The sequence below is a fragment of the Acinetobacter sp. ANC_7503 genome, assembly GCF_056780035.1.
The window spans coordinates 573,513-595,286 of sequence record NZ_JBWYJA010000001.1 but is presented as its reverse complement, the minus strand read 5'-3'; the positions used below and the strand labels follow the sequence as shown (position 1 = coordinate 595,286).

Annotated in this window: 11 protein-coding genes, 4 pseudogenes and 1 CRISPR repeat array (1 of these 16 cut by a window edge); of the genes and pseudogenes, 8 read left to right on the top strand and 7 right to left on the bottom strand. The window is 35.6% G+C overall.

Translation table 11 applies throughout. The annotated features are described in order from the left end of the window. Window positions 1-2 precede the first annotated feature (2 nt). On the bottom strand, window positions 3-839 hold the full coding sequence (locus tag AC1M9M_RS02990; protein ID WP_481595558.1) for a TIGR02391 family protein: 837 nt from the start codon (window positions 837-839) through the stop codon (window positions 3-5). A 516-nt stretch (window positions 840-1,355) separates the two neighbouring features. On the opposite strand from AC1M9M_RS02990, the gene AC1M9M_RS02985 reads away from it, so the two are divergent. From AC1M9M_RS02985 to AC1M9M_RS02975, 3 genes are read left to right on the top strand one after another with little or no spacing between them, the layout of a single operon-like run. Beyond that, window positions 1,356-3,116: a ShlB/FhaC/HecB family hemolysin secretion/activation protein gene (locus AC1M9M_RS02985; RefSeq protein WP_481595557.1), complete on the top strand. Its 1,761-nt coding sequence runs from the start codon at window positions 1,356-1,358 to the stop codon at window positions 3,114-3,116. 44 nt (window positions 3,117-3,160) lie between these two features. Then, window positions 3,161-9,205, top strand: a complete 6,045-nt coding sequence (locus AC1M9M_RS02980) for a two-partner secretion domain-containing protein (RefSeq protein WP_481595556.1) — start codon at window positions 3,161-3,163, stop codon at window positions 9,203-9,205. Between the two features lie 8 nt (window positions 9,206-9,213). After that, window positions 9,214-9,792, top strand: coding sequence for an imm11 family protein (locus tag AC1M9M_RS02975; RefSeq protein WP_481595555.1), 579 nt, complete (start codon window positions 9,214-9,216; stop codon window positions 9,790-9,792). Window positions 9,793-9,908: 116 nt separating this feature from the next. Here the strand turns inward: AC1M9M_RS02975 and AC1M9M_RS02970 are convergent, their stop codons facing one another. The 6 genes and pseudogenes from AC1M9M_RS02970 to AC1M9M_RS02945 all read right to left on the bottom strand — a co-directional run bounded on the left by AC1M9M_RS02970 (window position 9,909) and on the right by AC1M9M_RS02945 (window position 13,994). After that, window positions 9,909-10,379: a transposase family protein gene (locus AC1M9M_RS02970; RefSeq protein ID WP_481595554.1), complete on the bottom strand. Its 471-nt coding sequence runs from the start codon at window positions 10,377-10,379 to the stop codon at window positions 9,909-9,911. Beyond that, window positions 10,327-10,722: a transposase family protein gene (locus tag AC1M9M_RS02965; RefSeq protein WP_481595553.1), complete on the bottom strand. Its 396-nt coding sequence runs from the start codon at window positions 10,720-10,722 to the stop codon at window positions 10,327-10,329. The genes AC1M9M_RS02970 and AC1M9M_RS02965 overlap by 53 nt, the downstream gene beginning before the upstream one ends. A gap of 623 nt (window positions 10,723-11,345) precedes the next feature. Beyond that, window positions 11,346-12,384 (bottom strand): annotated as a pseudogene (locus tag AC1M9M_RS02960) (IS481 family transposase). A gap of 82 nt (window positions 12,385-12,466) precedes the next feature. Then, window positions 12,467-12,672, bottom strand: a pseudogene (locus tag AC1M9M_RS02955) (IS256 family transposase); the annotation flags it as partial. A gap of 31 nt (window positions 12,673-12,703) precedes the next feature. After that, window positions 12,704-13,043: pseudogene (locus AC1M9M_RS02950) on the bottom strand (transposase domain-containing protein); the annotation flags it as partial. 219 nt (window positions 13,044-13,262) lie between these two features. Next, complete coding sequence (locus AC1M9M_RS02945; protein ID WP_481595552.1) at window positions 13,263-13,994, bottom strand: Fic family protein; 732 nt, start codon at window positions 13,992-13,994, stop codon at window positions 13,263-13,265. 754 nt (window positions 13,995-14,748) lie between these two features. Between AC1M9M_RS02945 and cas1f the strand changes: the two are divergent. The 5 genes and pseudogenes from cas1f to cas6f all read left to right on the top strand — a co-directional run bounded on the left by cas1f (window position 14,749) and on the right by cas6f (window position 21,333). Beyond that, window positions 14,749-15,717 (top strand): annotated as a pseudogene (gene cas1f / locus AC1M9M_RS02940) (type I-F CRISPR-associated endonuclease Cas1f). Then, window positions 15,714-18,707 (top strand): CRISPR-associated endonuclease Cas3'', encoded by a 2,994-nt coding sequence (locus AC1M9M_RS02935; protein WP_481595551.1) that lies wholly within the window; start codon window positions 15,714-15,716, stop codon window positions 18,705-18,707. The pseudogene cas1f and the gene AC1M9M_RS02935 overlap by 4 nt, the downstream one beginning before the upstream one ends. Before the next feature lies 1 nt (window position 18,708). Next, a complete protein-coding gene (gene cas7fv / locus AC1M9M_RS02930; protein WP_481595550.1) occupies window positions 18,709-19,701 on the top strand; it encodes a type I-Fv CRISPR-associated protein Cas7fv in 993 nt (330 codons plus the stop codon). Between the two features lie 12 nt (window positions 19,702-19,713). Continuing rightward, a complete protein-coding gene (cas5fv, locus tag AC1M9M_RS02925) occupies window positions 19,714-20,709 on the top strand; it encodes a type I-Fv CRISPR-associated protein Cas5fv (protein ID WP_481595549.1) in 996 nt (331 codons plus the stop codon). Window positions 20,710-20,718: 9 nt separating this feature from the next. Next, window positions 20,719-21,333 carry a type I-F CRISPR-associated endoribonuclease Cas6/Csy4 gene (gene cas6f / locus AC1M9M_RS02920; RefSeq protein ID WP_481595548.1) on the top strand — a complete coding sequence of 205 codons (615 nt, stop codon included), beginning with the start codon at window positions 20,719-20,721 and terminating at the stop codon, window positions 21,331-21,333. A gap of 131 nt (window positions 21,334-21,464) precedes the next feature. Continuing rightward, a CRISPR array of direct repeats spans window positions 21,465-21,774; the repeat unit is 29 nt; unit sequence GTTCACTGCCGAGTAGGCAGCTTAGAAAT; it runs 440 nt beyond the window's last position.

The following is a 21,774-nucleotide window of genomic DNA, read 5'->3' as shown; positions in this document are numbered from 1 at the left end:
ACTTATTCTTTGGGTTGAATCAAAATAGCCTCTTGCTCGAGTAAATAGAGTTCATTAATTAATAAAAACTCTCGATACTGATGAATTATGTTTTCATCTTTTTCTCGATGGGCACGAGCATTCCTGAATGCCATGTATGCACCCGTAAATAAATTTACTCGGCCTTTGATTTCTGCATTATCAGGTACGTCCCAAGTGAGGATGGCATTTTCACCTTGAAAGATTTGTGCAAATAGCTTGGTGCTATGCTCACGGATACCTGTACGTGTACGAACAATATCTTCAAGACGTTTATACGCTTTTGTTAAAGCAGAGTCGGGATCTTGCTTAAACAGTAACGCTAAGTCAAAAATTCTGTCATCAATAATCGAGTAGGGTAGTTCTAAAGGGTAGTAACGCTTTGAATTAACAGTGTGGGCTGCTTCATTTTCGAAAGGATATATATAATCATGCAGACGAATAGGACGAATGATTTTTTGCTGAAAAATAAATTCGATGTCCTGATCACTCAATGATGAGCTATTCAATTTATTAAGGAGTTTTGTGGATACTAGAATTTCTTCAGTTTCAATATGATGCCTCTTTAAAAGAGACAGAGCTACTGCTAGACCTTTAGGTCCTTCTCCGAAATAACCCGATGTAAAGCCAGAGCGAATGACATAATAATTTTCGGTTAGATCTTTCAGGATAAAGGCATGAGATTGTTCACTTGTCAGCAATAGAGCGTAACTTAGATCTGCATGAGTTTGGATCAAATTGTGCAGGCTTAATAGACATGTTTCTGTAATGCCTTCTTCACCTAAATAATCGACACGATAGTAATTTTCTGTTTTAAACATTTTTATAAATAGAGAATTTTTGTTCGAAAAGATGATGGGGTAAATTGGGGTAAAAATCTAGTACTTCAAATTTTTTAATTGCAAGATTTCATTAAAGATTTCGGGTGAGTTCAATTGCCACCACCTCTAAGCTAACTACATTGTAAAATAATAAAATTCCGATTAAAAAATTAATTGAAGCTGTAAATTTTAAAATCTAAATTAAAAAATATCAAAAACAATAAATTATATATTTGATATAGCTGTTCTAATAACTCCCCATATAAGTACTGAAGAATTACACTATGCATCTAACAGATTCGCAGCAGTCGATGTGCGTTGTTCAAGTAACAGAGACTTAGGGTGAGGAATTAATTGTAATTGAATTTTCGATAAGTGTCATACTCTCTAAAAATGGTGCAACGAAGCTAAATTAACAAAAAAGTAAAAAAAGTAAAGATTTGTGGTATTGAGGATTATGGATAAATAAAGTAGATTTCGTCACAATGTTTAATTTTATAATAATAATCGTTAAAAATGAAAATTTTTTTTTATCTAAGTTTGAGTTGTTTTTTTACTTTAAATACTGTGTGTGCTGCTAGTCAAAATGTGAGTACTTCTAGTGTAAAGCCTTTATTTCCTGAAGAGATTTTTTTACCCGAATTGATTAGGCAAGACCAGCGGTTAAAAGATTTAAAACAGCAGCTAGATACACAAACTAATATTAAACCTAAAACTGATAATTTAGCTAAACAGAAATCACTAATTATTGATGAAATCCCTTGTTTTGATATCCAAAGAATAGTTTTAGACGTAGATGATTTGAAACCAAAGACGACAGATGCTTTTGTTTTTTTGACTAAATTACTCAATAAAAAAAATGGTCAAATTATAGGGCAGTGTATAGGTACTAAGAGTTTACAGAATGTGGTGAGATTCGCTCAGAATGAATTGATCAAGAAAGGTTTTGTCACGACTCAAATTGTGGTGCCTGAACAGGATATGACTCAAGGGATATTAAGATTTGAATTGGTGCCAGGACGTATAGCTAAGATCAGTCATAATGGGCCTGATATTTCAGTTCTGCAGTTAAAGACAGCCCTTCCTTTTACAGAAGGCGATATTCTTAATATTCGTTTATTAGACCAAGCATTAGAAAATTTAAAAAAAGTATCTGGATTAGAGGTTGATATTCAAATAGAGCCCGCTACAGAAGCAACAGCAGTAGGGCACAGTAATATTCTGATTAGCACGCAACCTTATAAAAAACTTAATGTTAGCATGTCTGTAGATGATTCGGGTAATAAAAGCACTGGCCAATATATTGGTAACATTGGACTGACCCTGAATAATCCTGCCCGAATGAATGACAGGCTGTATCTTAATTTCAGCCATTCACTTGATGATTTTGATCAAGACCGTAATAAAAGTTACTTTGCTAGCTATCAATTACCGTTCCAGACTTTTGACTTGAGTGCAACTTACAACTGGTATGAATACGATCAGTATGTTGCGGGTTATGAGAGTCCGATTTTATACAGTGGTGAAAGTCAGCAGGCTAATATCACCTTGTCTAAAATGTTGTTACGCGGAACCCAATATAAAACTTCCGTATATGGCAAATTTTATCAAAAACAAAACCGCAACTATATTGAAGATATTGAAATCAGTGTTCAGCATCGACGTACAGCCGGCTGGCATGCGGGTATTCAGCATAAGCACTATATCGGCAATACCTTAGTCGATGTCGGGTTAGATTATCGAAGAGGGGTGGGCGCTTTTAATTCACTGGCTGCGCCAGAAGAAGAAATTACCGACATTTTTGGAAATCCACTTCCGGTCGAAGGTTACTCACGTGCACCACTCTGGAGCGCTGACTTACGAATAAATTATCCTTTTAATTTATTCAATCAGGCAGCTCAATACCGCATCAATTGGAAAGGGCAGTATGCCCCCAAGGTCTTGGTGCCCCAAGACCGCTTCTATATTGGTGGCCGCTATAGTGTTCGCGGCTTCGATGGGGAAATTATGTTATCTGGAGATAATGGTCATTTCCTGCAGCAAGAAATAAATATCAACACTCCCTTTAACAGCCAAGTCTATCTAGGGGTGGATCAGGGTTGGGTTACTGGAGAGCACAGTATTGCAGGGCAGCGTTATTTAGCTGGGGGAGTTATGGGAGTACGTAGCTACTATCAGCAGCTATATCTGGATGCTTTTGTTGGACACGGACTGGTTGCACCACAGCGTATGAAAAAAGAGTTTATTACAGGCTTTAGCCTGAATTATTCCTTTTAAACCTTTGAATTTAAAAACTTGATTTAAAAATAGAAGTACTTTCAATGAATAAAAATCTTTATCGCATCATTTTCAGCAAAGCCCGCAATATGTTCATCGCTGTAGGGGAAAATAGTAAAAGCCAAACCAAAACTGCTGGGGAGAGTGCAAAAATAGCGATATCTCCAGGAACTCATGATAGTACAGCTTTACACCAGCATTGGGTGGTGAAAAGCTTGGTGGCCAGCATGAGTATATGGATGTCTGTAGCGCCTGTATATGCACAGATTCAGGCAGATCCGGCGGCTAATACAGCGAACCGTCCAGTCGTAGGCGTGGGGAAGAATAGCCAAGGTCAAAATGTACCTGTAGTCAACATTCAAACCCCAGTAAATGGTGTCTCCCACAACATCTATAAACAAATGGATGTGCTGAGTAATGGTGTAGTCTTGAATAACAGCCGTACAGGTGCAGGTTCCGCCACTGTTGGGAATGTAGGAGCAAACCCATTTTTAGCTAAAGGTGAAGCACGGCTTATTTTAAATGAAATCAATTCAACTGCAGCAACCCGTTTTGAAGGAAATCTTGAGGTTGCAGGTCAACGTGCAGATGTCGTTATTGCTAACCCAGCTGGTATTAATATTAAAGGTGGCGGTTTTATTAATGCCAATAAGGCCATTTTTACCACAGGCAAGGCACAGCTAAATGCGGATGGAAGCCTAAAGCAATTTGTTGTAGACCAAGGTAAGGTGACGGTTACAGCCAACACAGGTTCAACTTTAGGTTTAGGTGGGAACAACAATAATGCCGATTATGTAGATATTTATGCACGTGCGTTAGACTTGAATGCACAACTGCATGCCAATCAAGACATTAATGTCATCACAGGTGCAAATACCATCTCAGCCGACCTTGAGAGTATTGAGAGTAAAACCTCAACAGTCGCAGCACCTGCATTGGCAGTAGATATTAAAAGTTTGGGCGGGATGTATGCCAATAACATCTTCCTGATGGGGAATGAAAAGGGCTTAGGTGTCACGAATGCCGGTACCCTGCAAGCTGTAAATAATATAGTGGTGACCAACGCTGGTAAAATTGTTCATAGCGGAACAATCTCAACCACAGATAGAAAGAATGGTTTGGTCAGTGTTGCCAGTATCGGAACAGGAGCTGCTGCGGATATTGCTATAAGTGGATCAGTAAATAGTTATGGTTTAATTAATATTGATTCAGGTAATAATTTAAATCTGAATGCAAAAGATATTACGCTAAATTATGATGCCACAACTCTGAACTCAGCAGCATTGATTATTGGAGCTCAAGGTAATCTAAACTTAGCCACTGGGACCAAAATCAATAACCTCAGTACAAATGGGGACTTATATGTCGATGCTAAAGGGATCAGTCTGGCAGCAAATTCAGAGCTACGTAGTAACCGTGGTTCTGCCAATATTAATGCCAATGAAAGTTTGGTGAGTAACAGCACAGCAAGACTGATCGCTGCGAAAGATTTAAATTTAAATGCCAACAAAGATCTGAAACTAATAGGAAATACCCTACAGGCCACGAGTGGTTCAATCAATGTCCAGTCAGCTGAAGAGGCACATTTGCTCCAAGTAGATGGTGGAACACTCTATGCCGGTAAAGACTTAAATATCTATGGCTCAGGTGATATCAGTCTTAAAAACTTAAGCTTTAACTTGGTCAATAATGCTACACGTTTAAAAGATATCAATGTCTACAGTGGCAAAAATCTGACTTGGGATAATAAAGCGAAACCCTTAGCTAAGATTTCAGGAAAACTACAACTTGAAGCCAAGCAAGGACTAGAGCTTGCGGGTACAGCGCTCCATGCAGCCAATGGTATTGTCACCCAGTCTGATACTCTAAACTTGAACACAACAGTAAAGTCAGATCAGGGCATTGACTTAACGACTTATAATGCCATGTCTTTAGCACAAGGCACATCGTTAACTGCAGTCAAAGATGTCAATTTAGCCTCATTACAGGGCAGTATTCAGGCACAAAGTCTGAAAGTTAACTCCACTACAGGCCATGCATCGATCATCGCCCATGAAAATGTAAACTTGAATTCGGTCCAAACCACTGTGCCCGCGCCCCAGGCCGATCGTGATGAACAGATTACAGATAAGACCGTGATTAACGCAGCTCAAGGGATTGTAATTGCTAGTGCGGAAAAAGGTACAGTCAGTGTTAACTCAGCAGATTTAACTTCAGTTAAAGGTGATTTAAAGATCCTTGGACAAAATGGTGTAAATCTGGATTCCAATATTGATGTGGTTGTTGGTGGTGGAGATAATGGATATGACACTACTCTTAGCAATCAGCTCAAAGGTCAATCTGTATCAATCGGAACTAAAAAGGGTAATATTGATATTAAGAATACTGTATTGACCTCAACTGTGGATCAACTGCATTTAAATAGTGAAGCAGGTATGCTCAGTGTTGCAGACAGTAAGCTGCAGTCTAAGGGGAATACTGAAATTTACGCCAAAGATATTTTGAATCTTAAAAATATCACAGCGAACTCAGATCAACATTTAGCGGTTAATTCAAAACGAACCCTGTATCTGAATGCGGATTATACGCCGACAGCTACAGTGTGGCATCCATCAGCTAAAACTAATTTAACAGCAAAGGGTATCTTGTCACTTACTGCTACAGGCAACCAGGTAATGCAGAATGCTCAATTGACAGGTGGTGCTATTTTATTAGAAACCACAAATTTATTTATGAAGCCAGGTCTGGTCTTCAATGCCACTGGAAGTGACTTATTAAAAAATGATACGAAGCTGAACAGTCTGAATGGCGACTTAAGTATTCAGGCCACGGGAACAAACGGTTTAACCATTGATCCAAAGATCATAAAGCTCTCGGCAGTAGGGGATATTGAATTAGTTGCAAAGAACGGCGTATTAAAATTAGCAGGTTATGGTGGTACACAAGGCAATGGTTCGGAACAAGTTGTTAAGCTCAATACTGCTGGAGGGGGGATTAAATTAGAAGGCTCAAATATAGAGTTACAAGGTGCTCAGTTAAACTCAAAAAGTGATATCAATATTATTTCTGGTTCTGGTGATATATTAATTGATGGAGTAAAAAATGTTTTTAACCAAAAAATAAATAATAGTTATTTAAAAAAATTAGAAGATCAGATTCAAATTGTTTATGCTGCTAAAGCAGAGATAGAAAATACAGAAAGATATAAAATTTTAGTAGAAAATAAGAAAAAAGCACAAGCTATGATTGAACAAGGATTCGCACGTGTACAGCTAGGAGAGACTAATAATGGGTACGCAATGGTATCCTATGGACAGCAATTATTAGAACAAGCTTATACTAAATATGAAGATATTATAATATTAATGTCTCAACTTCAGAAAGAAGTAGAAGAATTTGAAAGTGATAAGAAATTTTTTATAGATAAGAAAAATGGCTACGAGCATGCTGCTACATTACTAACATCCAATATGGGTAACATCAGCATAACATCAGCTAAAGGGTTATCTATCAGTGGAAGTGAGCTAACAGCAAAAGCTGGACAAATTAATTTAGAGGCACATGGAGTATTACCAGAAAAATACACATTAACAGCGACGCCTAGCACCTCGACTATAGCTAAACATACTACAGTTAGCATGATTTTAGATGGTCATACAAACTTTTACGATCAAGGAAATGAAGGTGATGCTAATTATAGTATGAGAACTTTAGTAAGCCCAACTATAATTAATGGGAATAAAGGCATAAATATCAGAACTGTTGGTTTAACAGCTGATGATAATTTAGTGATGCAAGCGACAGGAATGATATCTCAAGGTAATATTAATATTGAATCAAATAGAAGTATTTTATTTGATGCAGCAATTGAACAAAGCTATGACCGGCATACTAAAACTGAGAAGAAAAAATCTTGGGGTGGCTTAAAGAAAAAGTATATCACCACAGTTACAGAAAATAATACAGCAAATGCTGCTTCTGTAGATATTTACGGAAAAAATATAAAAATCGAGAGTAAGGATCAAAATAAAGATACCAGTATTGACATTTACTCAGGGAAATTCACAGCTAATGGTGGCTCTCTCTCTATAAAAGCTGGAGGAAATCTTAATTTTTATACGGTAGAAGAGTCTACAAGCAGTAATATTGATATCACGAAAAAGTCTTCATTTGCAGGAATTAAATATAATTCATCAAAGACAAATGCAACTCGTACACAAGTGACAGAACTTCCTGCATCATTAAAAGCTGATTATATTGGTACTAAATCAGGCTTTGATACACGTCTAGTTGGAACAGAGTTTGAGTATTTAAAGAGTGCAACTATTGAGGCAGGCGGAAAGCTTGAATTAATTGCCGCAAAAACTAATATCACCGAATTACTTAAAAAAGAAAAAAATTCAGTTGTCTGGCAGTCTATGCAGGATAAAGGTTCAATTACTGAAACAGCAAAACTTCCACAATTTAATGGGCCAGTCTTACCAACATTTAAAGCAGCTGGGGGCTTAAGTATTCAAATCCCAATTTCTGAAAAAGATCAAAATAAAGTTGTTATCCGTGATGAGATTTTAAAACTGGCTAATCAGCCAGGGAATGCGTATTTAAAAGAATTCGTAAATAGAAAAGACGTTAACTGGAATACTGTTATTTTAGCTCAGAAAGATTGGGATTATAAGTCACAAGGCTTAACTGGAGCTGGAGCTGCACTTTTGGTCATAGTAGTAACAATTGCAACGATGGGAGCGGGAACTGCTGGAGCTGGAGCTGCCATATTTGGAACTACTACAACAACTACAACAGCTATGGCAAATGCTTTTGTAACCTCACTTGCTTCTCAAGCTAGTGTAAGTTTGGTAAATAATGGTGGTGATCTTGGAGCAACATTAAAGGATTTAGGTAGTAAAGATGCTGTAAAGAACCTAGTTGCTAGTGTTGTGACTGCTGGGTTATTAAGTCAAGTCAGTACAGCATTAAACTTAAAACCTGATAGTACTCTTATATCAGATAGACTAATGAATAATTTTACATCTTCAGTAGGATCTACTTTAGTACAAACTGCTATCAAAGGGGGAAATCTTGAGGATAATTTACAGATCGCTTTATTAGCCGGTTTGGCCGGAGCATTACAGGGAGAACTGGCGAGTCAAATCGGTACAAGTCTAGATAAAGTTGATCCGAATGCTCTTGAATACATAGTTCACAAAATTGCCCATGCTGCTGTTGGTTGTGCGGCAGCAGCCGCAACAAAAGCAAGTTGTGAAGCGGCAGCAATTGGAGCCGGTGTGGGAGAAATTGTAGCTCAGTTAATGATTCCACAAGAGAAAACTGCATTAGATTTAACTGATGATGAGAGAGTTCGCATAAAAGATACAAGTAAACTTATCGCTGGAACGACTGCTGCCTTTGCAGGATATGATGTAAATACAGCAGCTAATAGTGCAGATATCGCTGTAGAAAATAATTCATTGCCAAAATTAGGAACATCTGGAGCTAAAATTGCTAAGAAAGTTTTGGATCAAATAAAAGTTTGGCCTTCAAATAAGCCTCTGCAATCAAGTGATATAACAAAAATGTTTCGAGATGCAGGTGCACAAGAAATAATAGATATCACTGATAATATTAGTACTTTAATCAGTCCTACAGCTACTTGGTTTGATAAGGTTTCTGCTGCTGTTGATTTGGCAGTAGGTGTTGATATCAAAGCTGGAAAAAATGTTGCACAAGCAATGAAAGATAAGGAAATCATTCAGCTTAAGGGGGGAGGGCCGGTACATCATATTTGTACAAATAAAAACTGCGAAAGTACTGTTAGAGGTGGACCGTGGACACCTAAGTTTCAAAAGTATTTTGAAGGTTCGGGCTTAGATATTAATAAGTCAGTAGAGAACTTAGTTGCAGTCCCTGGCCATAAAGGACCGCATCCACAAGAGTATCATGCATATGTTGAAAAAAACTTAGCTACTGCAGTTAGAGGGTTAAAACCAAATACAATTGAATATCGTAATGCAGTAATAGGAACATTAGGTAGAATAAAGATGGAAGCTATTACACCCGGCACAACAGTTAATCTTTGGTTACTTAAGAAATAGGACAGATAATGGACTACTATGAAATTAAGGCAGATTTTTATAATTTTCCCAATCAGTATTTTATTACTGAGATTAGTAATTTTAATAATCCAAAAGCTCAGTTGAATTGGGATGATTTCTTAAAAAATTATTCTACTGATAGGCATGAAAAATATATAGCAACTATTGAAAGTGGTAATGAAGAAGTAGATTTTTCTACGACATTATATGGATTTTGTATAGTTAGTGAAAAATTTGCTCAATTATTAGAAAGAATTCAAATTGATGACTTTTTAATCGTGCCATTATCTTTCGAAAAACAATTAACACAAAGATTTTATCTTTTAGTAGATTTTTTAACATATGACTGTGTAGATGAAGTTAATTCTGAATTTCAAAAATTTATTGAGAATGATCCTGTAAGACCTGATCTAGCTGGGCAATATAGAGCTTTTTTTAAATTAACTATTGATGCCTCAAAAGTTGATAATGCCGATTTATTTAGATTAGAAAAAGAGAAAACGACTATCATAGTGAGTCAAAGAATAAAAAATATATATGAAGAGAATAATTTAAAGGGAGCATGTTTTACCAAAGTAACTTTATGATAAGAATTGTTTTTATACTTTATTGTAATTTGAATCTTGCTTAACCCAATAACTCTGTTAGTTGGAGGGTTGGCTTATTTTAATCGAATACATAATGAGTAGACCTCTTTCATAATTCATTTTTTACTCAGTTCCATATTGTATATTCCAGCAATTAAATTGAATCTTGAACCCAGTCTTTTTCCTCGATTACGATATCGCTCGGCAAGGATTTTGAAGGTCTTCAAAGTTCCAAATACATGCTCAATCCCAATTCTTCTTTTATTGATTTCTTGGTTATAAAGTTTTAGCTCAGGATGTAGTTTACAGCGCTTTTTTGCTTTTAATGGCAATAGACTATTTGGATACACTGCATAGATCCCTTGATAGCCTTTATCTGCAAGAATAAAGGTATTTGCAGGAATTTGATTTAAGTTCTGTTTGAAGAGCTCGAAATCATGTACCGTTCCACGACTTGTACATAAACTCAGAATTTGCTGAGTTCTATAATGAATAATGGCCTGTACTTTAAAGGTATGCGCTTTCTTTTTGCCACTATAGCTTTTCTTCTGTTTTTTTAGGTCTTTGTATTGGTATTTCTGTGGCATCAACAATCACCACATTCCAGTCGATGCCTTCACCTTCAGGCAAATTCTTCGGTAAATTAAATAGATTGGACTTGATCAGGCAGTCTTCTACATGACGTACGACTCTTGAAGCAGTGGGCTCTGACACACCAAAACTTGTTGCAACATGGAATAAGGTTCTGTATTCGCGCCAATAACTTAAACACAGAAGGATTTGATCTTCTGTGCTCAATTTAGTTGGTCTACCTTTAGTAGGGACATACATTTTTAGTTGTTCAACCATTGAATCAAAGGTTGACCATGAGATGCCTGTGTATCGCTTAAACTGTGTTTCAGAAAGCTTCTTTGAATCAATGTATTTCATCCGCAGATTATGCATGAAGATTTAAAATTCTTCGGTACAAATAATCAACTAAAGATAGATCAGTTTTTGATTTATGAAAGAGGTCTAGAGTTTATCTAATCAACATATAAGCTCTTTGAATTCTCAATCTGAATTAATTTCAACATTATTGATCGATTTTCAAACAAAGATATCTAATAAACAAGATGCTGTTATACTGTAACTCATTGAACAAATTAAGTCTTCATCAGATCTGTCATTAAATAAACAGCAAAACAATATCAATCAGCTGCAAGAGTTTCAACAAAATCGTTTAGATCAGCAAGCTTCAGAATTAAAAGCATTTGATGAAAACATTAAAGACCAATTGGCAAAATATAAAAAATGCAGACGATGACTTTAGGAATAAGTATTATTAATCTATTATTAATTGCTCTTATTATTTATCTAGGTTTCTCTATGTAACCTAGGTAATCCTTCCTAAAAATAATAGGTTCTAAAATTAGAAATTATATTTCTAGCCTACGGAAGGAGCGTGTAAATAATTTTGTGTAATTGCTTTTCATAAATTAAAGGTGATTGCTTAAGCTGTACTAGCTCAAACCTGATCTGACAGTTACCCATTTTTTATTGTGCCTGTAAGGTTAAATTTGAGCTAAATTTTTCTCAGCCCAAATCCGTTTTCCATCAAGTAAAGTTTCAAGTGGTGTAGGACCACAGCACATTTTCCTTGATGAGTTCGTTCAGTATTATAGAATTTCAGCCAATCGTCTAGATCAACTTGTAATTCTTCCAATGAGCTATAAAGCTTCTTCCTAAATGTAATTTGATAGAACTCCTGCAAAATCGTCTTATGGAAACGCTCACATATACCATTTGTTTGCGGGGAAGCTGCTTTTGTCTTCGTGTGATCAATATCATTAACTGCCAGATACAACTCATAGTCATGTTGTTCTACCTTACCGCAATACTCAGTACCTCTGTCTGTGAGGATGCGAAGCATTGGTAAGTCCTGAGATTGATAAAATGGCAACACACGATCATTGAGTAAATCAGCCGCTGTAATCGGTGTTTTTGTTGTATAGAGCTTGCAATGAACGACCTTGCTATAAGTGTCGATGAATGTTGGTTGGTAGATTCGTCCAACACCTTTGAGATTCCCGACATAAAAGGTGTCTTGCGCGCCTAAATAGCCTGGATGAGCTGTTTCGATTTCACCACAAGCAACGTCCTCCTCATGCTTACTTCATGTGCCGCAATCTGCTGATCATTTAATTCAATACCATCCTGTGCCACTTTAGCCTCAAGTGCTTTTAAACGCTTCTTAAAGTTTTCTAAATCATGACGAAGCCATATAGAGCGAACCCCACTCCCTGAAACGAATACACCCTTCTTGCGTAATTCATTACTAGTACGGTGCTGACCATATGCGGGATATTGAATTGCGAAATCAATAACAGCCTGTTCAGTAGCATCATCTACACGGTTTTTAAAATTTGGTACTCGACGGGATTTATTGATCAGTGCGTCAATATCACCAGACTTCACTAACTCTTGATAGCGATAAAATGTATCTCTTGAAACACCCATCACTTTGCATGCTCTGGATACATTCTGAAGCTCTTCAGCTAAATTGAGCAGACCTACTTTGTGTTTAATGATTTGATTGTTAGTATGCAACATAAGAAAGTTACCTTTGTTTGATTAAGATTTCGACACCTTTATCAAAACGGGTAACTTTCTCTTTTTCAAGAAGAATGTACGATCAAGTCTGAACTAATACACTTAAGCGGTCACCGAATTCAATAATAAAGCGACTCATAGCTAAACGCCATGAGCAGCACTGCTGCGCAAGATAGGCATATTCCACTTTTTAGCCGCTGCATCAATTGCCAGGTAAATCACTTTACGTACAGAATCATCCGTTGGAAAGACTTTACGCTTTTTGATCGCCTGACGTATTACGCTGTTTGTAAGCGTTCGCTGAACCCCATACCTATTTTTAATTCGGTTCAGGTTTCCAGCAGTGTGGCAGTAATTCTTCTATTTGAGTCACTTTATGTGTCGGCAGCCTTTTCAGTACATCACTTAAATAGGCATACGGATCCAGCCCATTCAGTTTTGCTGATTGAATCAGGGTCATGAAGTTCGCCGCTCGCTGACCACTGCGCAGCGAACCTGCAAATAACTAGTTCTTACGCCCCAAAGCCCAGGGATGCATTTGGTTCTCTACCCAATTATTGCAAATAGGTAGATTGCCATCATCCAGATAATGGCTTAAGACGTTCCCAACGTTTTAGGCTGTAATTGATGGCTTTGGCAGTGGCTGAACTCGATGGAACCGTCGGATGATGTTGAGTGAGTTTAGTCAACAATTGGGTGAATTGATTGAGATCTTCTTCTGTTTTGATTCCTTTAGCAAATTCTGCAGCAAGGTCTTTTAGTTTTTGTTCGTTCATCATGTTGCCTGACTCCGTTGTGAATATGAACATAGCAAATTCAGGCAATTACACAATTTAATTTACAGTCTCATTTTTGTCCGAGCTACCGTACAAGCTTTGCTAAATACCTAATACCACTTGATATGGTTTAAATCCTTCTAGCACTGTATCGGAGACTAAATTGATAAAGGCTTCGGTTTTTCCGTAAGCCATCCACTGATCAAGAGCCTCATAGTAAGCCAAACGATTTTCTACTGTAATAACACAAGGTGGATAACCAGCTTTAAGTAATTCTAGATTCATCAATAGGCGTGATGTACGCCCATTACCATCAATGAATGGATGAATTCCAACAAAATCAGCATGTACTTTAGCTGCACGTTCAATGGGGTGTAACTTATGTGCTTCGGAGTTGTACCAATCGACAAGTTGAGCCATCTTATCATTCAATAATGTATAGTCGGGTGGGGTAGTCGTAGCACCTGAAATTAATACGTTTTGTTGGCGATAACGTCCAGCATTGTCATCATCAATGTTTTTTAGAATAAGTTGATGGATATTACGAATCTGCCATTCAGAAAAAGGCTCTTCTTTGCGAATAATGTCTTCAACATAGTAGATAGCATTTCTATGGTTGATTGCCTCGAAATGTTCTCGTAAAGCTTTTCCACCAATAGTTATGCCTTCCAAAACGACTTTGGTCTCTAGCAATGTAAGTGTATTGCCTTCTATTGCATTTGAGTGATATGTCCAACGAACAATAAGGTCTTCTTGTAGATTTTTTACAATTGCAGAGGAAAGAGGACGATGCTGATCTAATCTCATTTTTAAAGCATCAATATTTTCAAACATAACCTTAACCCTGAAGTTGTACCATTAAATGATACATGAAAAAAATAAATATAAAATGTGATGTTATATTGTTTCATCTTATATTGAGAATTTACGTGTTAAACTCAGTATACAATTTCAAATTCTCAAGAAAAATTTGAACAAAAGTCCGTGGCTTATGCCTTGATCTAAATTCATGTCATCTTAGGGAATCTAACTTCTCTAGAATAAGTTAAGAGATTTTTTTACGGTATTTTTTACGGTAAAGCTCAATGGTATTTAATTTTTATTAATATAAAACAATATGATAGTTCCTGAGTTTGGTGCGCGCTGAGCGCACCAATATTATTTTAAAAATATAGTAAAAAAATGAATGTCGTATGTTGCTGATATTGCATCTCATATACTCTAATCGTACAAATTTTACTTATTGAAAAGGGATATTTCATTTTAAAGAGTAGAAAGTCTAGTTTAATTGTATGAAAACTAGCATCAAGTGATGTAGATAGAGTTAATGGTTAAATTAGGTTAATAACATTAAGTAGCTTTAAGCACTGATCTGACTGAGCAAGAGCTAATCTAAGAATATAAATAGCTTAGGGAAAACCTAAATTAAAAAAATCTTTGTGCTATGAGCTGGTAACACTTAAAGCATTCAATTTAAAAGGGTTAATAAAGACGACATCAGTTGTCGTTAAGTTTGAAATTAACGTATTCAGTCCATTTAATTTTTTGTAAATTAAAGTTAATCAAAACAACGAAAGAACAAGAAAAAATGGAACAACTAAACCCTGCAGATTTAAAGGCAATTTTACATTCAAAGCGTGCGAATCTGTACTATCTTGAACATTGCCGTGTAATACAGAAAGATGGGCGTGTTCTTTACCTGACCGAAGCAAAAAACGAAAATCAATATTGGAATATCCCAATCGCCAATACCACAGTCATTATGCTTGGAACGGGTACTTCTATCACCCAAGCCGCTATGCGTATGCTGGCGAGTGCAGGTGTACTGGTTGGATTTTGTGGTGGCGGTGGTACGCCTTTATTTATGGGCTGTGAAATTGAATGGATGACACCACAAAGCGAGTATCGACCTACTGAATATATGCAGGGATGGATGCAGTTTTGGTTTGATGATGCCAAACGTTTAGAAGTTGCAAAACAGTTTCAACTCTAACGTATTGAATTTATTCAAAAAATTTGGGCTAAAGATCGTGATTTAAAAGATTATAGCTTTCATATTGATGATTTAGACATTAGCCAAGCACTTGAAGGTTTTGCACAGAAAATTCCACAACAAAATAAAGTAGGTGATTTGCTACTTGCTGAAGCAGCAATGACTAAACAACTTTATAAAATTGCTGTAATACGGACGGGTTTAAAAGATTTTAGTCGTAATCCTGAACAAGGTGATTTAGCTAATGATTTCTTAAATCATGGAAATTATCTTGCTTATGGGCTGGCTGCAACTACGCTTTGGGTACTTGGAATTCCGCACGGTTTTGCAGTGATGCACGGGAAAACCCGCCGTGGGGCTTTGGTGTTTGATGTGGCGGATTTAATTAAGGATGCAGTGGTTTTACCGTATGCCTTTATTTGTGCCAAAGAAAAAATGACTGAACAAGAATTCCGTCAACAGATTTTACAGAAATTTACCGAGCATAAATGTTTAGATTTCATGTTTGATCAAGTCAAAGCACTAGCTGGTAAAGATCATGATGTGAATGGGGAAGCATTATGATTGTTACCTTTATTAGTCAATGTGAAAAGAAAGCCATTCCTCGAACACGCCGTGTTTTAGATGCCTTTGCAAACCGGATTGGTGATAACACGTGGCAAACTGTGATTACAGAAGATGGTCTCATTGCGGTTAAAAGGTTACTACGTAAAACTGTGACTAAAAGTACTGCGGTGAGCTGTCATTGGATACGGGGTAGACGCAGAAGTGAATTGCTATGGATTGTAGGGAATCGGAATAGGTTTAATAACATTGGAGTCGTGCCAGTAAATAGCACGCAAAAAGATGTATTTATGGATGTAGTTACAATGAAAGCAAAACAAGATGAATTTTATGCCAATACCCATTTACAGCGTTTAGCCGAGCATAGCTTTGCAATTGGTTATTTGGCACAGCAACTATTTAAAAAAGTAGTAGATAACGATGAATATAACAATTTATCTAAAGTTGCATTTTTAGCAGGTTGTTTGCATGATTTAGGGAAAATTGATATCAATTTTCAAGATTGGTTAAGAAATCCTAAAAATAAAGATTATGAAGCTGAAGATGGGCAGCATATTGATACTGTGAAAAATAAAAAGCATCACTTAGAAGATAACCCATCACATAATGAGCTTTCTTTATTGATTTTTCATTTTTTTGATTCGATTTCACACAAAAAAATGAATACTACAAATAAGAATTTACTCAAACATACTATCTATTGGCATCATGCTAAATTTTATAGAAAAGATGATAAATTCACAGATGTTAAGAGCATTTATAGTATCTATAAATCGTCTTTAGATGATGAAAGATTTAATCAATTCTTTCAAAGTGCTTTAACTGTATTAAAAAGAATAAATCAGATTTCTCAAAATTATGATAAGGATAATATTAATATATTTGATTTACTACCATGGTCTGTAGATGATCAAGAACTACATTCAGATTTTTTAGCTAAACAGCATAATTTACCAAAATTTAAAGCATACGATATAAATGAAGCAAAACCTGAAGAAATTCGTTCAGCCATAACTATTTCAGCTGAAATGAACATTCTAAGAGCTTGTGTAATCAGTGCTGATAGAATTATATCTAATAAAGAAAAAGTATCTGCTCAAAATTTATTAGAATATATTGCTGAAAAACGTTTAGATGAATTGTTACAAGAACAAGAAATATTATCGAATCTTACTGAGCATCTAGCACAAGTAAAAAGCAAGTTTCCAAGTAGTGAGCGATCTATTCAACAAGACCAAGTTGCACAGAAATTGGCAGATGTGCGTGATATTGCAGTTCTAGTAGGTCCAGCAGGTTGTGGTAAAACCAAAATTGCATTGGAGTGGGCAAAACTGAAGAATGCAAAAAAAATATTTTGGATTTGCCCACGGGTACAAGTGTGTCAAGGGATTTTCCAAGAACTGACAGAAAGCTATTTGCCTGACGCAAAAGTAGAAATCTTTACCGGCGAATTTAAGTTTACCAATGCTTGGGACAAAGTTACACCTGAAGATGAATATTTAGAAGGCGATGTGGTCGTCACAACGATTGATCAAATATTGGGATCAATTGTGACACACAGCAAAGTTGATAATTTGATTCCATTTATGAATGCACATGTAGTGTTTGATGAATACCATGAGTATATAAGTATGGAGATATTTAATCTTTTATTTGCAGAATTAGTGGCAAATAAGAGAATGAATAGCAAAGATAAGAGAAATGCTTTATTAATTTCAGCAACACCACATTATTATTATTTACAAAATGTATTAGGTTTTAAAATAGAAACAGAGTTTGATGATAATCAATTAATTGAAATGGATTCATTTAATGATCGTGACTATAAAATTGAATTTATCGACTATGATGAATCCATCATTGCAGGAAATCCATTTTACCAAGTCCATGATGCACAAACTTTTATTATTTCCAATACAGCCTTAACGGCACAATTGGGCTTTATTTATCAAAAGAACCAAGAAAAAAGCGTGCTTTTTCATTCAAAATTTAAACGTCTTGATAAAAAAGACTTATTTAATGAAGTATATGAGTCATTTAAAAAAGAGGGCACACACAAATTTGAGGTATTGCGGAGTGGTCCAATTGTCCAAGCGTCATTAAACATTACAGCTAAAAACATGCTGACTGAAATGACATCGCCTGAAAATATGCTGCAACGCTTAGGACGTTTAGATCGTTTTGGTGAAAGTGAAAGTCTGAATATTTTAAAAGTTGCGATTACTGAACATGTAAAAAATGGCAGTTGCAAAGGTTCGTTGGCATATTTCTTAAATCAACTCAATTGCTTGCAAACAACAAAGGCTTGGTACGACTTTTTACAAGATCAACTTACAGGACAAAGCTTCAAATTATCCAAGCTTTATCAACTTTATAAACAGTTTAATGAATCACAAGATCAAGAAAATTCAGCTGTATCTCAAGATATGCAAAAAGCTTTAAAGAAAAGTATTGATCGAATCAATAACAAAGTTACAGAGCCGACTAAGGTATCAAAACCAAAAACGGCTGAACGTAAGTCAAAGATCAGTAAAAACTCGTTGCGTGGCGATAGTCGTTTTGTTCAATTAGCGAAATTGAACCTGAATGATTATGCCAAGCCTGTATTTGAAAATGAATATGCTTATCAGCCACCATTAGATGATACGACGGAATATGACAATTTGACGGAGTCCTTAAATATTATTCAAGGAATTACTCCAAATGGGCAAAGAAAAAGTGATGAAGATTTATTGGCATATATGTATCAAAAACATCACCAAATGTTTGGAGGAAAGAAAGAATATAGTGACAATAAATTATTAAATCTTGCATGTGATCCCGAGTATCCAATTTATTTAAGTTATATACCTGAGCACCTCGATATTATTGGTGGTGGGAAAGCACAACATAAATGTGCAATTTATTATGCAGTATGCGATCAGCAACCGATTGGTTCAATCACATTAGACAAACTCAATATTTTAACAACAACGCCAGAGGGAAATTAACATGGCTAAAGTAACAGGTGTAAAAAGCGTAGATTTTAAAATTACAGCGTATGGTTATGGGGTAGTGAATTGGAATGGTAATGTTGCTATTCGTCATGAAGGAATGAGAGAAGATTCTAAAAATCATAGTGTTCCTAAATTACGTGGATATACAAATTTAACAGGAGAAAAGTCAGAGAAAGGTCATTTATTTAAAAAAGATCCGAGAGAAGTAGATTTTGAAAAAAATCGTTTATACATAAGCCAAAATTGTATTCGACATCATCTTTTTAAAGATCAAACATATGATGTAAGTAATGCAAAAGATAAGCCTATGGTTGATTTACTCGCTTCTATTACTGGGTTAGTACGAGGTTACGTTATTCCTCAAGGTGAGCAGTTTAAACGTACAAGTGCTTTATTAATTACTGATTTTGTAGATCAATTAGGGAATGGAAATTACGAACAGATGGGTCGTGCAGGTTCTAAAGAAAAAGAATTGAATAAAAAAGGTGAAGAATCTAGTAACAGTATATTTTCAAAAATTACTTTCGGTGATACTGAATACGAAGCTTATGGTTCAATAAGTATTGAGCAGTTGCAATTTATTTCTCTTGATAAGAATTTCGATCGTGCTGCAATGATTGTTGATAATAAAGATAATACAGGTGAAAAGATTGCTCAGCGTATTCAAGATTTTATTAAAAGTTTAGATCCATCTAGAGAGCCTAAAGCAGTTTTTAATGAAAAGTATGCAAGAAAAGGGTCAATATATAAGGAATATGAAGCAGGTATTTTACTCGACAATACTGCGATTGATATTTTAGTCAAAGAAACACTGACGATGATTGAACAGTTAGTGATTAAACAAGCAAAAGGCTATATGTGTGTAGATACCGTTGAAGTGGATTATAACGATAGTTATAAAATGATGCGAATTAAGCAGCCAAAACTACAGAGTCAAGTAAATACAGCACCTCAGACAGATTATGCTATCTATTATGAAGTTGTCTAATGAGGAACTCATATGCAGATCATTATTAAATATGAATCTTCTTGGAGAAACTCTTTTTTGTCAGATGAGAAAGAGGAAGGGGATTTAAAACGCAACTTTATTGCAACTTCAAAGCAGTTACCAAAAAACTTTAAAGAAGTTGGAATTACTCATAATACGGTTATGGGGATTTTGAATCGCCTAATTGGTGAGCAGAAAAAACTATTTAAGGCTCGTCAAAGAGAGGATTATTTTTTTAAAGAAATAGAGTCCAAAGTTACATTTTTTGATAAATCAGAAGAAAGTTCAGAAATCGTTTATTTGAGAAACATCAGCAAAGATAGTGAAGACCCAAAAGCCTTCACAGGGATTGTAAAAGCAGCAGATTTATCTTTTACATCTGATTACTCTTTGTATTTGTGGGGAGTGCTTTTTCTAGATTTAGATGAAATCATTACATTTGTACTAAACAATGAGAAAATTGATTTTGCCAAGTTTAAGCAAAAAATTCATCCCATAGACATCAAAAATCGCTTATCTAGTTTTAATGGATCTGTAAATATAGAGGGAGAAATTCCAAGTCTACTTGAAATATTTGCAAAAGATCTAATTGATTTTGAAATGCATAAATTAGAAGAGAAGATCAATATATCTACAATATATGCTTTGCTTCTTTATTGGCAGCTCAATCAGCTTAGAAAAGAATATGATGTTAGATCTGTGTTATCGCCACAAGGAAAATTAACAGGTATTTCTTTATCGGGTATTTTTACTGAAAAAGATTTCATGGCGCGATATTCAACGGGAGGTAAGAAGAAATCTTGGGGTTCACCATTTGTGCTTCCCTCAAAGAAAATTTCAGAGCCTACAAAAATGCTTACAAAAGCTAATAATGGTCAATTAGAAATCCATTTAGATATCACTAAAGAACAAGCAAGAGATTTAGAAGAGAAGATTGAAAATGCGGGTGTTTCATCTTTTTACTTAGGTAAAAAAGGCTTGGCTTATGTCACGGATATTAGACCTTAAGGAAGGGATATGAACTATTACATTGAAGTGACACTAATGGAAAATGAAAAGTTTTCCCCTTATGAATTATGGTCACAACTTTATCCTCAATTGCATCTTGCTTTGGTTGAAGTTAAAAATGCTGACAATAAAGTAAATATTGGATTTTCATTTCCTCAATATCGCTTTCATCAAGATAAAGGGATAGGATTTATTGGTACAAAGTTACGTTTGTTTGCTGAGTCTGAAGCCAATTTCAAAAAATTGGATATTCGAAAATGGATGCAGTATAAAGACTTAGACTTAAATGATTATGTACATATCACCTCTATTCGTGAAGTACCTAGCGATATTAAGGGCTATGCCATTTACAAGCGTAAACAAGTGAAAACCAATGCACAGCGTTTGGCACGGCATCGTGTAAAACGTGGGGATATTGGTTTTGATGAAGCATTAGCAAGATATAGTAATGTGGTGACCACAACGAATTTACCTTATGTCGAAATGAAAAGTCTAAGCACTTCAGATCAGCAAAGTGAAAAACGATTTAAATTGTTTATTGAAAAGCGATCTGCTGAAAAATCTGAAACTCAGGTTTTTAGCACTTATGGATTAAGTTCGGTGTCATCTGTACCCGAATTTTAACCCAATATTTTTTAACTCTTTAACAGCTTAATAAAATCAATAGGTTATGATAGTGGTTTAAATCTTGGGTCTTTTAAAAGATTTAAGGGCTAAATCACTGTTATAGCTTTATTTTTTGCTTTAAAATTATTGTTCACTGCCGAGTAGGCAGCTTAGAAAATACAATCAACTTTCTTGGCTTTATAGTTAATGTTCACTGCCGAGTAGGCAGCTTAGAAATTTAAAATCAAAATTTAAGTAAAAATATTAATGTTCACTGCCGAGTAGGCAGCTTAGAAATCCATTTTTAGCAACTTCTAGCAAATAAATGTGTTCACTGCCGAGTAGGCAGCTTAGAAATTTAAAAGCTATTTCAGTAATTTAACGTGAAAGTTCACTGCCGAGTAGGCAGCTTAGAAATTGCTTCAGCGCCTACTTTTGCTAAGCAAATAGTTCACTGCC